The organism is Ensifer sp. GW821-FHT05G01 (assembly GCF_059419585.1).
The window spans coordinates 326741-341251 of sequence record NZ_JBWKSC010000007.1; the positions used below are offsets into that span (position 1 = coordinate 326741).

Consider the following 14511-nt stretch of genomic DNA (forward strand, 5'->3'; position numbering starts at 1 on the left):
ATTTATTGAGCAATCCAAGAGGAGGATGAAAAATGAACGTGCAGATCTTCGACAGGCCGGAGACACAGGACTTTCTCAAGGTTCTGAGCGGCCTCGACAACAACGGCGGCAGTCCGCGTGTCAAGCAGATCGTCCACCGGATCATGTCTGGCCTGTTCAAGGCCATCGACGATCTCGACATCACCCCCGATGAATACTGGACCGGCATCGCCTGGCTCAACGAGATCGGCGCCACCAGCCAGGCCGGGCTGATCTCGCCCGGTCTTGGCCTCGACCATTTCCTCGATGAGCGCCTCGATGCGATCGATGCGGCTCTCGGCATTGAAAACCCGACCCCGCGCACCATCGAAGGCCCGCTTTACGTGGCCGGCGCGCCGGTGTCGCACGGATTTGCCCGCCTCGACGATGGCACGGACGAAAACGGCCACACCCTGATCATGCACGGCACCGTCTTCGGCGCCAATGGCAAGCCGTTGCCGGGGGCCACCGTCGAAGTCTGGCACTGCGACACCCGCGGTTTCTATTCCCACTTCGACCCGACGGGAAAGCAGGCGCCGTTCAACATGCGCCGCACGATCGTTGCGGATGAAAACGGCTGTTACAAGTTCCAGAGCATCGTGCCGCATGGCTATGGGGTACCGCCCGGCAGCCCGACCGAACGGCTGTTGTCGGCGCTTGGCCGCCATGGCCAGCGTCCGGCCCATATCCACCTGTTCATCAGCGCCGGCGATCACCGCAAGCTGACGACGCAGATCAACATCGAAGGCGATCCCCTGGTCGATGACGATTTCGCCTATGCCACAAGGGACGGACTGGTTCCGGCCGTCACCGAACGGACCGACGAGGCCAGCATCAAGGCCAATGGCCTGGCCGGGCCCTTCGCGGAGATCAAGTTCGACATCCACCTGACGGCGCTGGTCGACGGCATCGACAACCAGGTCAACGAACAGCGCAAGCGCGCGGCCGCCTGAGCGGCAAAACCGGCGGCCCGGATGGGCCGCCATCCCCGACAATCATCGTCATAAACGACTGTGTTGCAAAGGCTGCGCCCTCAAGTGCGCGCTTTGCGGGAGATAGATCATGTCTGCGATCATCGACAAGGCCCGGGACCTCAATCATCTGCTCGCCACCGCCGTGCAGGACGACAAGGAGGCCGGCATATTCCGTTGCCGCCGCGACATCTTCACCAACGAAGACCTGTTCGAGCTGGAGATGAAGCACATCTTCGAAAGCAACTGGGTCTATCTGGCCCATGAGAGCCAGATCCCCGACAACAACGACTACTACACGACCTATATCGGCCGTCAGCCGGTGGTCGTCACGCGCGACAAGCACGGCGAACTGCATGCGGTCATCAATGCCTGTGCGCATCGCGGCGCGATGTTGTGCCGCCGCAAGCACGGCAACAAGGGCAGCTTCACCTGTCCCTTCCACGGCTGGACCTTTTCCAACAGCGGCAAGCTCTTGAAGGTCAAGGACGAAAAGTCGACGCAGTATCCGCCGCAGTTTGCCAAGGATGGCTCGCATGACCTGAGACGTGTCGCTCGGTTCGAAAGTTATCGTGGCTTCCTGTTCGGCAGTCTCAAGGAAGACGTTCCAGCCCTGGAGGACTATCTGGGCGAGACGAAAGTCATCATCGACCAGATCGTCGACCAGGCGCCTGATGGACTGGAAGTGCTGCGGGGCAATTCGTCCTACATCTATGACGGCAACTGGAAACTGCAGATGGAGAACGGTTGCGACGGCTACCACGTCAGCTCCGTGCACTGGAACTACGCCGCCACCATGGGCCGGCGCAACGAGGAAGGCACGAAGGCGGTCGACGCCAACAGCTGGAGCCGCTCAGTCGCCGGCGTCTACGGGTTCGACAACGGCCATATCCTGTTATGGACCAACACCATGAACCCCGAGGTCCGCCCCGTCTACAGCCGGCGACATGAGATCACGGCGCGCGTCGGCGAGGACAAGGCGGATTTCATCGTCAACCAGACCCGCAATCTCTGCCTCTATCCGAACGTCTTCCTGATGGACCAGTTCAGCACGCAGATCCGCGTGACGCGCCCGATCAGCGTCGACAAGACCGAGATCAGCATTTTCTGCTTCGCGCCGAAAGGCGAAAGCGCCGCCGACCGCGCGCTGCGCATCCGCCAGTACGAGGATTTCTTCAATGTCTCCGGCATGGGCACGTCCGACGACCTCGAAGAATTCCGCGCCTGCCAGCAGGGTTACGCCGGAACGACAGCGCTCTGGAACGACCTGTCGCGCGGTGCGCCATTGTGGATCGACGGCCCGGACGAAAACGCCAGGCGCATGGGCATCGAGCCGTTGTTGTCAGGCGAGCGCAGCGAGGACGAGGGGCTTTTCGTCCGCCAGCACGAATACTGGGCCAAGGTGATGCGCGATGCGCTTGTGGCCGAAAAGAGCGGAGTGGTCGCATGAGCACTTCCTACGATGCCATCTGCGCCTTTCTCTATCGCGAAGCGCGCCTTCTGGATGATCGCCAATGGGACGAGTGGCTGACCTGCTATGCGCCTGACGTCACCTACTGGATGCCGGCCTGGGACGATGACGATCAACTCACCGAGAACCCGCACTCGGAGATCTCGCTGATCTATTATCCGAGCCGCGACGGGTTGGAGGACCGGGTGTTCCGCATCAAGACCGAGCGCTCCGGCGCGTCGACACCCGAACCGCGCACCAGCCACAACGTGACGAATGTCGAGGTGCTGGAGGATCGGGGCGGTGCGGTCGACGTGCGCTACAACTTCCAGACCTTGAACCATCGCTACAAGGTTACCGACCTGTTCTTCGGAACCATGTTCGTCACGCTGCAAAGGCAAGGCGACAGGCTGCTGATCGCCAGCAAGAAGATCGTGCTGAAGAACGATTACATCCGCCAGGTCGTCGACGTCTATCACCTTTGACGCACATTGCCGGTCGGAACAGGGATTGAAGAGGAGGGTTCCATGAGCTGCCACAAGATCGCATTGAACTTCGAGGACGGGGTCACCCGTTTCATCGAATGCAAGGACGGCGAGAAAGTGCTCGACGCCGCCTTTCGCAACAAGATCAACCTGCCGATGGACTGTTCCGACGGCGTGTGCGGCACCTGCAAGTGCCGGGCCGAGAGCGGCAGCTACGACCTCGGCGACGACTTCATCGACGATGCGCTGACCTCGGACGAAGCCGAAAGTGGCCTGGTGCTGACCTGCCAGATGAAGCCGACATCGGATTGCGTGGTCGCAGTTCCAACGACATCGGCCGCTTGCAAGACCGGACAGCAGAGCTTCTCCGCGACGGTTGCGCGCGTGAGCCCCCACAATGACGCAGCGATCGTGCTCGAGCTCGATATCGACACAGCGCCGGCTTTCCTGCCTGGGCAATATGCCAACATCGACGTGCCCGGCAGTGGCCAGAACCGTTCCTACTCGTTCAGCACGGCACCTGGCGAGGCGCGCATCGGCTTTCTCATCAAGAAGATCCCCGGCGGGCTGATGAGCAACTGGCTGGAGCGTGCCGAGGTCGGAACCACGCTGCAACTGACCGGGCCGCTTGGCAGCTTCTATCTCCGCGACGTTCAAAGGCCTTTGCTGTTCCTTGCCGGCGGCACGGGGTTGGCACCGTTTCTGTCGATGCTCGAAGTTCTCGTCCGCGAAAACTCCACGCAGCGCATCCACCTGATCTATGGGGTCACGCGTGACCTCGATCTGGTCCTCGTCGACGAGATTGAGGCCTACGCAAAGCGGCTTGCCAACTTCACCTTTGCGACCGTCGTGGCCGAGGAAGCTTCCAGCCACCCGCGCAAGGGCTGGGTCACCCAGCACATGCCGGCGGAAGTGCTCAACGGCGGCGACGTCGACGTCTATCTCTGCGGCCCGCCGCCGATGGTCGATGCCGTCCGCAGGCATTTCGACGAAAACCAGGTAACGCCGAACAGCTTCCACTATGAGAAGTTCACGCCGAATGCGGTCGCGAAGGTGGCGGCATGACTGCGCCCGGCTTCAAGGGTCGGTTTGCCGGCAAGGTGCTGATGGTGACCGGCGCCGCGCAGGGCATCGGCCGTGCGGTGGCGATCCGCGCCGCGCAGGAGGGCGGACGGGTTGTTTTCGTCGACCGCGCCACCCTCGTCGCCGATGCCGCAGCCGAGGTTACGGATGCGCAAACCGCGGCTTTCACCGCCGACCTCGAAACCTACGAGGGGGCCGCAGCCGCCATGCGCTTTGCCGCGGACACCTTCGGCGGCATCGACATCCTGATCAACACGGTCGGCGGCGCGATCCGCATGCGCCCCTACGGCGAATTCGAGCCGCTGCAGATCGAGGCGGAGATCCGCCGCTCGCTGATGCCGACGCTCTATTGCTGCCATGCCGTGCTACCGCATCTCTTTGCGCGCGGCGGCGGCACCATCGTCAACGTCTCGTCGAATGCGACGCGGGGCATCCATCGCGTGCCCTATTCGGCGGCAAAAGGTGGCGTCAACGCCCTGACGCAGTCGCTCGCCATGGAAGTCGCTGATCGCAATATCCGTGTTGTCGCCACGGCGCCCGGGGGGACCGAAGCACCGCCGCGCCTCATTCCACGCAATGCCGAAGGCGATACGGACGCCGAAAAAGCTTGGATCGGCGAGGTCGTGCAGCAGGTGAAACAATCCACCTTCATGAAGCGCTACGGGACAACCGACGAACAGGTGGCGCCGATCCTGTTCCTGGCTTCGGACGAGGCTTCCTACATCACCGGAAGCGTGCTGCCGGTTGCCGGGGGCGACCTCGGCTGACGACGTGAGACATGAATGCGTAACAGACTCGGGGAGGAGTGATCATGCGCACCATCGATGTGAATGAAGCGATAGACAACAATCCGTTCGGGAGATTTCAGTGGCTGGTGGTCGCGCTCTGCGCTCTGCTGCTGATCGTTGACGGCTACGACGTCTTCGTCGCCGGCACCGTGCTGCCGACGCTGATTGCCGAGTGGGGCCTGAGCAAGCCGCAGGCTGGGGCGCTCCAGGCCTGGGCCTTGTTCGGCATGATGTTCGGCGCGCTCTTCTTCGGGCCTCTGGCTGACAGGATCGGCCGCAAGAAAGGCATCGCGATCAGCTTCCTGCTGTTCACCGTGTCGACGCTGCTCACCGGCTTTGCCAATTCGCCCGAACAATTCAAGGTCTTTCGGTTCTTTGCCGGCCTCGGTTGTGGTGGGTTGATGCCCAATGCGGTGGCGCTGATGAACGAATATGCACCCAAGCGCCTTCGCGGCACCATGGTGGCCATCATGTTCTCCGGCTACTCGGTCGGCGGCATGGTCGCGGCCGGTCTCGGTATCGGCATCATTCCACAATTCGGCTGGAAGCCGATGTTCTTCGTGGCGGCGCTGCCATTGCTGCTCCTGCCGATCATCCTGTGGAAGCTGCCGGAATCGCTCGGTTTCCTCATCCGCCAGGGCAAACAGGAGAAGGCGAAACAGATCTACGCGAAGCTCGCGCCTGCACTAGCCCTTGGCGCCAGTGATCGGCTGGTGTTTTCCGAAGTCAAGGGCGCGTCCGCATCAATCGCGGAACTGTTTCGTCACCAGCGTGCGTTGCGCACGCTCATGCTGTGGACCGCCTTTTTCTGCTGCCTGCTGCTCGTCTATCTGCTTTCGTCCTGGTTGCCGAAGGTGTTGCAGGAAGCCGGCTATGCCGAGAAGGCAAGCCTGCTCAGCCTCTTCTCGCTCAATTTCGGCGGCATGGCCGGCGCGATCGTCGGCGGCCGGCTGGGCGACCGCTTCGGTCTGCCAAAGGTGGTGGTCGGCTTCTTCGTTGCGGCCACCGCATCCATCGCGCTGATCGGCCTCAACCCGTCGGCAGGGATCCTGTTCCTGATGGTCTTCGTCGCGGGCGCCACCACCATTGGCACGCAGATCCTGCTCTATGCGAGCGTGGCGCAGCTTTACAATCTCTCTGTCCGTTCCACCGGGCTTGGCTGGGCGTCGGGCGTCGGTCGGATCGGCGCGATCGTCGGCCCGACGCTCGGCGGCGTGCTTCTTGCCAAGGAATTTCCGCTTCAACAGAACTTCCTGATCTTCTCGATCCCGGCGGCGGTCGCCGCGCTTGCCATGCTCGTATTTGCAGTCAGCAACGCCCGCAGCTCCGCAGTCGCCCGGCTTGCGACTGCCTGAGGCTATCCGGCTGATGTAGCAAGGCCGACCGCTCGCACTGGACTGCCCCGCCGCCCATTCTGGCCCGCCCGAATGGGCGGCGGACGCTCGACCATCCGGACACCCATCCCTCACCGCAACAACCGGAGCAATTGCGCTGTGACCTATCTTGAGCTTGCCAATCACCGTCTGCATTACCGCATCGATGGATACGCGAGCGACGACAAGCCCTGGCTCGTGTTCTGCAACTCGCTCGGCACCGACATGCATATGTGGGACGCTCAGGTGGACGTCCTGTCGGCGCAGTATAGTATCTTGCGCTACGATCGCAGGGGGCACGGCCGATCGTCCGCACCGTCTCCGCCCTATTCTCTCGACGACCTCGGTGGAGATGTCCTGACGCTGCTGGATGCGCTGGACATCGAGCGAACGCATTTCTGCGGCCTATCGATCGGCGGTCTCACGGGACAGTGGCTGGGTATTCACGCCGGCAAGCGTCTCGGCAAACTCGTCCTATGTGCGACCGCTGCGAAGATCGGCACTGCGGAAGGCTGGGCGGCGCGTATCGAGGCTGTGCAAACCGGAGGGCTGGAGGCGCTGGTGCCCGCGACGGCAGAGCGTTGGTTCACACCGAAATCGCGCGTTTCCCAAGCGCGATCTGTCGCCAAGGCGCTCGACAGTTTCGCCGCCACTTCGCTCGATGGATATGTGGGATGCTGCGCGGCTCTGGCAAAGGCCGACCTGAAAAATGCGCTTGCCCAGATAGAAACGCCCGTGCTGGCCATCTCCGGCGAGCAGGATCCGGTTTGCCCGCCGGCGGATCTCGACGATATCGCAGCCGCAGTTCAGCGCGGTCGCCACGTGTCGTTGCCGGGACGGCATATCGTCAACATCGAGTCCGCCTCCTCGTTCAACGCCGTGCTTCTGGAATTCCTCGGGAACGAGGCCACAACACGCCCTTGCGAACCCGGCAGCTGACGCCGGGCCTGCATTATCGGTGCCGAAAACCCGCCAAGGGCTGCAGCTGGCGCCAAATGGCATTGCCGAAGGCGCGGACACGCGGAAAAAGGGCAAAAAAAGGGGCCGTCGGAAAACCGCGGCCCTTAAGTGTGAAGGTCAATAAACCTCCAGAGGGGAACAGCTGCTGCGGCGGAACTGGGAGGAGACCGCCATGTGCATCAGCTGCAGGCGTTATGCTCGTTTTTTGATCAGTTGGAAAACATTTTTTGTGCAATGCAGCTATGCGTGCGCTGCACTGCACCCGGATGCCTGGCTGCGACCGTGCCGGCCGGTGCCTGTCTACACGTCGCATTTGGCGATGCCGACCCTGATGGATGCAGCGCCGCCATTCACGTCCGCTTTGCCGAGTTCACTGCGTCCCGGCTTTTGGCGGCGACGCTCGAATACATCCCGGTTGTGCGAAACTCGGTAGGGTTCGCCCCGAAATGGCGTCGGAAGACTTTGGCGAAATAGTTCGGATCCTCGAAGCCGGACATGTTCGATACCTCCTTGACGGACAGATGCGCCGCCTTCGTCAAAAGTTTCGCTGCCCGTTGCAACCTTTTACGCAGCACGAACTCCGCCGGCGGCATGCCCTCGCTGGCGGCAAAGACGCGCGAGAAATGTGCACGGCTCAGCCCCGCGACCTCGGCCAGTTTCTCGACGGGGAGGGGATGCTCAAGGTTCGCCATGATATGCTGGATGACCTGTTGCATCGTCCGGTACTCCTGGCTGAAGACCGGATGGGCGCCGAAGACGTCGTCGTAGAGGGCCATCGCCGCCTCATAGGCGATGGCCGACGCACTGCCTGACGCTTCGCCGCCACCTGAAATCAGCCGCAGGCTGCAGTCTGCCAGATGCTCGATCGTCTCGGGCTTCAGATTCAGGATCGGCCCGGTTGTCGAAAGTATGGCCTTGTGAATGCGCAGTGCCTCCTCGCCGTTCATCGAGATCCAGAAGAACTCCCACCGACCGCCCTGTTCGAGCCAGTAGCGGTGATTGTGCGGGACCATGAGGAGTAACGTTTCGCCCGCGCGCACACGGTGGTTGCGTGTCTCGTAGCGCAGGTTTCCGGCGCCTGAGAGCGTGTGCTGCAGCACGGTGAACGGCGTCTGGCCCCGCTTGCGACCGTCCCAGTCGTAGCTTGCATCGGTGCGAATCTCATAGCCCGTGCTGGTCGGCATCGTGTGCAGGCTATGACGTCCGCGCGGGAGCGAGACCGTCTTCATCGCCGGGCCGTTCTCGATCAATCTTTTCAGCACAGAATTACCCATGAAAGCACAATACCTCTCTGGTGGCATCACGCATTATACGCATAATGCCTCTCAACAACGCAAGATGGCTGATTTTGAGCGATATGGACGGAGCGGATCGGCAGGGCAAGCACGCTTTGGTGCAACCTTCCGGTTGAACCAATTTTACCCAATCTCTCACATCCAGCCGAACGAGCAGCGACGAGGACAGCATGGGTAACTTCAAGATTGCCATCATTGGCGCCGGCAGCGTCGGATTCACCAAGAAGCTCTTCACCGATATTCTCTGCGTGCCGGAGTTCCATGATGTCGAGTTTGCGCTGACCGACGTCAGCGCAAACAATCTCGAGATGATCAAGTCGATTCTCGACAGGATCGTCGAGGCCAACAACCTGCCGACCAAGGTCACCGCCTCGACCGACCGGCGCGAGGCGATCGCAGGCGCACGCTATATTATCAGCTGCGTGCGGGTCGGCGGCCTCAGCGCCTATGCGGACGACATCCAGATCCCGCTGAAATACGGTGTCGACCAGTGCGTCGGCGATACGATCTGCGCCGGCGGTATTCTCTATGGCCAGCGCAACATCCCGGTCATCCTGGATTTCTGCAAGGATATCCGCGAACTGGCCGAGCCGGGTGCAAAATTCCTCAACTATGCCAACCCGATGGCGATGAACACCTGGGCGGCGATCGAGTACGGCAAGGTCGATGCGATCGGGCTTTGCCATGGGGTTCAGCACGGCGGTGAGCAGATCGCCGAAATCCTCGGCGCCAAGGACGGCGAACTCGACTTCATCTGCTCGGGCATCAACCATCAGACGTGGTTCGTCGATGTGAGGCTGCGCGGCCGCAAGATCGGCAAGGACGAGCTGGTTGCCGCCTTCGAGGCGCACCCGGTCTTTTCCAAACAGGAAAAGCTGCGCATCGACGTGCTCAAGCGCTTCGGCGTCTATTCCACCGAAAGCAACGGCCACTTGTCGGAATACCTGCCCTGGTATCGCAAACGGCCTGACGAAGTGACGCGCTGGATCGACATGTCGGATTGGATCCATGGCGAGACCGGCGGCTATCTGCGCCACTCGACCGAGACACGCAACTGGTTCGAGACCGAGTTCCCGCAGTTCCTTGAAGCCGCCGCCAGGCCGATCGATCCTGCTCGCCGTTCCAACGAGCATGCGAGCCATATCCTCGAGGCTCTGGAGACCGGGCGCGTCTATCGCGGCCACTTCAATGTGAAGAACAACGGCGTGATCACCAACCTGCCGTCGGACGCGATCATCGAATCGCCCGGTTTCGTCGACCGCTTCGGCATCAACATGGTCGCGGGCATCACGCTTCCCGAGGCTTGTGCTGCCACCTGCATTTCATCGATCAACGTCCAGCGCATGTCTGTCCACGCGGCGATCTCCGGCGATATCGATCTGTTGAAGCTTGCGGTTCTGCACGACCCCCTGGTCGGTGCCGTCTGCACGCCGGAAGAAGTCTGGCAAATGGTCGACGAAATGGTCGTCGCTCAGGCGCAATGGCTTCCCCAGTACGCCGACGCCGTGCCGGCGGCCCGCGAGCGCCTGAGCAAGGCAACGGTCAGGACTCGCGAATGGAAGGGCGCTGCCCGCCGCGAAATTCGATCGATCGAGGAACTGCGCGCCGAGAAGGAAGCGACGACATTGCGTGCGGCCGGCTGACAGGCCGAGGCGAGGGGACGCGGCAGCTTGGGAGAGCCGCCCCCTCGGATCAGACGCGCGTCTGCGAATGAAGGAAAATGCGTGAGGAGCAAGCCGTGCCGTTTCGGCCCGGCGTGAAGCATGAGGGAGAGAGAAACGATGAACGCAATGCGCCATTTTAGACTGCGAGCCGCCCTGATGGTCGGCGTATCGACCTTTGCCGTGCAAGCCTGGGCTTCCGAGCCGACCGTGGTGCCCGAACAGCCGCCCTTTCCCGCCCAGGGCAAGATCACCTATGTGCCCCGCGATTCCATCCTCGAATACAAGGCTTTACCGGAGTATCGGGAGCCCGATTGGGTGACCGAGAAATTCGTGAAAACCGGCAAGCTTCCGCCGGTTGCCGAACGGCTGCCGAAGGAGCCTCTCGTCTTCAAGACGGGCAACATGCCCGACGGTCTCGGCGTCTATGGCGACACGATGCGCCACGTCGTCGGTGGGCGTCCGGAAGGGTGGAACTACTCGGCCGGACAGACGCAGGGCTGGGGCGGCATCGACATCGAAATGTTCGAGTGCCTGACCCGGACGGCGCCGCTTTACCAGGTCGAGGCAAAGGACATGGAGCCGCTGCCGAACCTCGCCAAAAGCTGGGAGTGGTCACAGGACGGCCACAAGCTGACCATGCACCTGATCGAAGGGGCCAAATGGTCTGATGGCGTTCCGTTTTCGTCTGATGACGTGATGTTCTACTGGGAGGACAATGTCGTCGATCCGAACGTCTCGCCGCTCAACGGTGCGACGCCGGAAACGTTTGGAGAAGGCACGACGCTGAAAGCCATCGACGCCAACACGGTGGAATGGACCTTCAAGGAAGCGTTCCCGCGCCAGCATCTCTATTCGATGGCCTACGGCACCTTCTGCCCGGGCCCGGCGCATATCCTCAAGACGAAGCACCCGAAATACAACAAGGACATGACATACGATCAGTACAAGAACGGCTTTCCGCCGGAGTACCTGAACATTCCGGTCATGGGCGCCTGGGTGCCGGTCGAGTATCGCTCGGACGACATCATCGTGCTGCGCCGAAATCCGTACTACTGGAAGGTCGACGAGGCCGGCAACCAGCTGCCTTACCTCAATGAGATGCATTACAAGCTGTCGACCTGGGCCGACCGCGACGTGCAGGCAATCGCCGGCTCCGGCGACTTCTCCAATCTCGAGCAGCCGGAGAATTTCGTCGAATCCCTGAAGCGCGCCGCATCGGAAACGGCACCCGCGCGCCTTGCCTTCGGTGCCCGCCTGATCGGCTATAACCTGCACATGAACTTTTCCGGCAATGGCTGGGGCGATCCGGATGAACGCGCCACGGCCGTACGCGAGCTCAATCGCAACGCGGACTTCCGCAAGGCCGTGACGATGGCGATCGATCGCAAGAAGCTCGGCGAGTCGCTCGTCAAGGGCCCGTTCACCGCGATCTATCCCGGCGGCCTGTCGTCCGGCACCAGCTTTTATGATCGTCAGTCGACGGTCTATTATCCCTTCGATCTCGAAGGCGCCAAGGCGCTGCTTGAAAAGGCGGGCTTGAAGGACACGGATGGCAACGGCTTCGTCAACTATCCCGCCGACACGCTGGGCGGCAAGGATGTCGAGATCGTGCTTCTCGTTACCTCCGAGTACAACACCGACAAGAATCTCGCCGAAGGCGTGGTCGGGCAGATGGAAAAACTCGGGCTGCGCATCGTCCTCAATTCGCTGGACGGCAAGCAGCGTGACGCCACCAACTATGCCGGACGCTTCGACTGGATGGTGCATCGCAACGGCGCCGAATTGTCGTCCGTCGTACAGAACACGCCTCAGCTGGCTGCCACCGGTCCACGTACAAGTTGGCATCACCGCGTGCCGGAGAGCGGCGAACTTGATCTGATGCCGTTCGAACAGGAACTCGTCGACATCGTCAACAAGTTCATCGCCAGCAACGACAACGACGAGCGGGCTGATCTGATGAAGCAGTATCAGAAGGTCTCGACGAGCAATGTCGATACGGTCGGCCTGACGGAGTATCCGGGCGCGCTGGTCATCAACAAGCGCTTCTCCAACATTCCCAGCGGTGCGCCGATCTTCATGTTCAACTGGGCGGAGGACACGATCATCCGGGAGAGGGTGTTCGTGGCTGCCGACAAGCAGGGGGACTACGAGTTGTTCCCCGAGCAGCTGCCGGGCAAGCCGGGTGAAGGCGGCCCGATCAACTGACCCTTCGCGGCATTCGCTCCGGCCGCAGCCGATCGTGGCCGGAGCGATCCTTCAACAACACAAGAGAACCTAACAGCCATGTTCCGATTTCTGCTTGTGCGCATCGCATCCGCCATACCCGTGCTCTTCGTGCTGAGCGTCGTCACGTTCGCGATCATTCAGGCCCCTCCGGGCGACTACAGCGACTATATTCGCTCGCAGCTGATCAACCAGGGTGGCGCCTCCTTCGAGGAAGCGGATGCTCAGGCCCAGGCCTACAAGGTCGCCAACGGCCTCGATAAGCCGATGGCGGTTCAGTACGTCAACTGGATCACCGGCATTCTGACCCGCGGCGACTTCGGCCATAGCCTGTTCTACAACAAGCCGGTGGCGGACGTGGTCGGCGAACGGCTGCCGCGCACTCTGGCGCTGGCGCTGGTTTGCCACATCCTCGCATCGATCATCGGCATCACCTTCGGCATCCTTGCCGCCACGCGGCAATATTCCTGGATCGACAGCCTGCTGTCAGGCATTTCCTTCCTGGGCATGACGGTGCCGCGCTTCCTGATGGCGCTGATCATCGTCTATATCCTGGTCTTCCATTTCAACGTGACCGAGATCAACAGCTTCCATTCCGCCCGCTATGGCGGCGCGCCCTGGTCCTGGGATAAATTCGTCGATCTCCTGAAGCATGTCTGGCCGGTGATCGCGATCGCCACTTTCGGCGGCCTCGCCTACAACATGCGCGTGATGCGGGGCAATCTGCTCGACACGCTGAACGCCCAATATGTCGAGACCGCTCGTGCCAAGGGGCTTTCGGAGGGGGCGGTCATCATGCGCCATGCCGTGCCGAATGCGCTGCATCCGCTGGTCATGTATCAGGGCGTGGTTCTGCCCTATATGCTGACCGGCGAAATCGAGACGGCGATCATCTTTGCCCTGCCAACCGTCGGGCCGGCCATCGTCGGCTCCATGTGGGTCGGCGACGTCTATGTCACCGCCACCTTCATGCTGGTGCTGTCGGCGACACTCATCATCGGCAACATCATCGCGGACATGCTGCTGGCGATGCTCGATCCGCGGGTGCGGCTTGGCGGAGGTGCACACGCATGAAGGCCAACATTCAAGACATCATCGCCGTGCCGGCACCGGCTGCTCACCACGGCAACGAGACCTATCTGGCGCTGGTCTGGCGCCGCCTCAAGCGGTCCTGGACCGGCATGGCCGGCCTCATCCTCGTCTGCCTGCTGATGCTCATGACGATCTTTGCGGAGTTCTTCTCGCCCGTCGATCCGAAGCTGACCGGCGTCGCCTTTGCGCCGCCGCAAGTAATCAGCATCACCGACCAGGACGGCAACTTCGTCTGGCCGCGCACCTATTCGGTGGGCGAGGGCACCGAGCTCGACCCGATCACCTTCCAGCCGATCGTCGGCCCTGACTATGCCAATCCCAAAGACCTCGGGTTCTTCGTCAAGGGGTTCAGCTACCGGCTTCTTGGCGTCCTGCCGACGGACCGGCATTTCTTCGGCGCCGTCGATGGAACGCCGGTCAATTTCCTCGGCACAGACAAGTTCGGCCGGGATGTGCTGTCGCGCATCTTCCATGGCTCGCGCGTATCCCTGATGATCGCATTGACGGTGGTGTTCATCGTCACGGTCGTTGGAACTACGATCGGCATGGTGTCGGGCTACTTCGGCGGCCGCTTCGACATCTGGATGCAGCGCTTCGTCGAGCTGGTGCTGGCCTTTCCGCAACTGCCGCTCTATCTGGCGCTGACGTCGCTGATCCCGGTGACGGCGCCGACCAACGTCTTCCTCGCCTTCGTCATCTTCGTAATGTCGGCGCTCGGCTGGGCACAGATGTCGCGCGAGGTGCGCGGCAAGACGCTGGCGCTCGCCAGGATAGACTACGTGCGGGCAGCCATGGCGATCGGCGCCACCGATCGTCGGATCATCTTCCAGCACATCTTTCCCAACGTCATGAGCCACGTCATCGTCGCGGTGACGCTGGCGATCCCCAACGTGGTGCTGCTGGAATCGTTCCTCGGCTTCCTCGGGTTTGCGGTCAAGCCGCCTTTGATGTCCTGGGGACTGATGCTGCAGGATACCGCCACCTATTCCGTCATCGGATCCTATCCCTGGATCCTGTCGCCCGTCGCCTTCGTGCTGATCACCGTCTTTGCGTTCAATGCGCTTGGCGATGGCCTGCGCGACGCCGTCGATCCCTATTGAGGAGGCGCC

12 protein-coding genes are annotated in these 14511 nt (G+C 61.8%); 11 read left to right on the forward strand and 1 reads right to left on the reverse strand.

Annotated features, from left to right (window positions below):
- Positions 1–32: 32 nt before the first annotated feature.
- The 7 genes from catA (at position 33) to pcaD (ending at position 7107) form a co-directional block, all read left to right on the forward strand.
- Positions 33–971: a catechol 1,2-dioxygenase gene (gene catA, locus AC07UR_RS19215; RefSeq protein ID WP_209789185.1), complete on the forward strand. Its 939-nt coding sequence runs from the start codon at positions 33–35 to the stop codon at positions 969–971.
- Positions 972–1080: 109 nt separating this feature from the next.
- Positions 1081–2439 (forward strand): Rieske 2Fe-2S domain-containing protein, encoded by a 1359-nt coding sequence (locus AC07UR_RS19220; protein ID WP_209789187.1) that lies wholly within the window; start codon positions 1081–1083, stop codon positions 2437–2439.
- Entirely contained in the window at positions 2436–2924 is a 489-nt protein-coding gene (benB, locus tag AC07UR_RS19225) for a benzoate 1,2-dioxygenase small subunit (RefSeq protein WP_209789190.1), read from the forward strand. The genes AC07UR_RS19220 and benB overlap by 4 nt, the downstream gene beginning before the upstream one ends.
- Before the next feature lie 42 nt (positions 2925–2966).
- Positions 2967–3989, forward strand: coding sequence for a benzoate 1,2-dioxygenase electron transfer component BenC (gene benC, locus AC07UR_RS19230; RefSeq protein WP_209789192.1), 1023 nt, complete (start codon positions 2967–2969; stop codon positions 3987–3989).
- Positions 3986–4774, forward strand: a complete 789-nt coding sequence (benD, locus tag AC07UR_RS19235; protein ID WP_209789194.1) for a benzoate diol dehydrogenase BenD — start codon at positions 3986–3988, stop codon at positions 4772–4774. The genes benC and benD overlap by 4 nt, the downstream gene beginning before the upstream one ends.
- Before the next feature lie 44 nt (positions 4775–4818).
- Positions 4819–6150 (forward strand): MFS transporter, encoded by a 1332-nt coding sequence (locus AC07UR_RS19240; RefSeq protein WP_209789196.1) that lies wholly within the window; start codon positions 4819–4821, stop codon positions 6148–6150.
- 138 nt (positions 6151–6288) lie between these two features.
- Positions 6289–7107, forward strand: coding sequence for a 3-oxoadipate enol-lactonase (gene pcaD, locus AC07UR_RS19245; protein WP_209789198.1), 819 nt, complete (start codon positions 6289–6291; stop codon positions 7105–7107).
- A gap of 371 nt (positions 7108–7478) precedes the next feature.
- Here the strand turns inward: pcaD and AC07UR_RS19250 are convergent, their stop codons facing one another.
- Positions 7479–8402: an AraC family transcriptional regulator gene (locus AC07UR_RS19250; RefSeq protein ID WP_209789200.1), complete on the reverse strand. Its 924-nt coding sequence runs from the start codon at positions 8400–8402 to the stop codon at positions 7479–7481.
- Positions 8403–8593: 191 nt separating this feature from the next.
- Here AC07UR_RS19250 and AC07UR_RS19255 point away from each other — a divergent pair, with 191 nt between their 5' ends.
- From AC07UR_RS19255 to AC07UR_RS19270, 4 genes are all read left to right on the forward strand, one after another.
- Positions 8594–10066: an alpha-glucosidase/alpha-galactosidase gene (locus tag AC07UR_RS19255; protein ID WP_209789202.1), complete on the forward strand. Its 1473-nt coding sequence runs from the start codon at positions 8594–8596 to the stop codon at positions 10064–10066.
- Positions 10067–10213: 147 nt separating this feature from the next.
- A complete protein-coding gene (locus AC07UR_RS19260) occupies positions 10214–12292 on the forward strand; it encodes an ABC transporter substrate-binding protein (RefSeq protein ID WP_234941667.1) in 2079 nt (692 codons plus the stop codon).
- 78 nt (positions 12293–12370) lie between these two features.
- Positions 12371–13384, forward strand: coding sequence for an ABC transporter permease (locus tag AC07UR_RS19265; RefSeq protein WP_209789206.1), 1014 nt, complete (start codon positions 12371–12373; stop codon positions 13382–13384).
- Entirely contained in the window at positions 13381–14502 is a 1122-nt protein-coding gene (locus tag AC07UR_RS19270; protein WP_209789208.1) for an ABC transporter permease, read from the forward strand. Before AC07UR_RS19265 ends, AC07UR_RS19270 begins: the two co-directional genes overlap by 4 nt.
- Positions 14503–14511 lie beyond the last annotated feature (9 nt).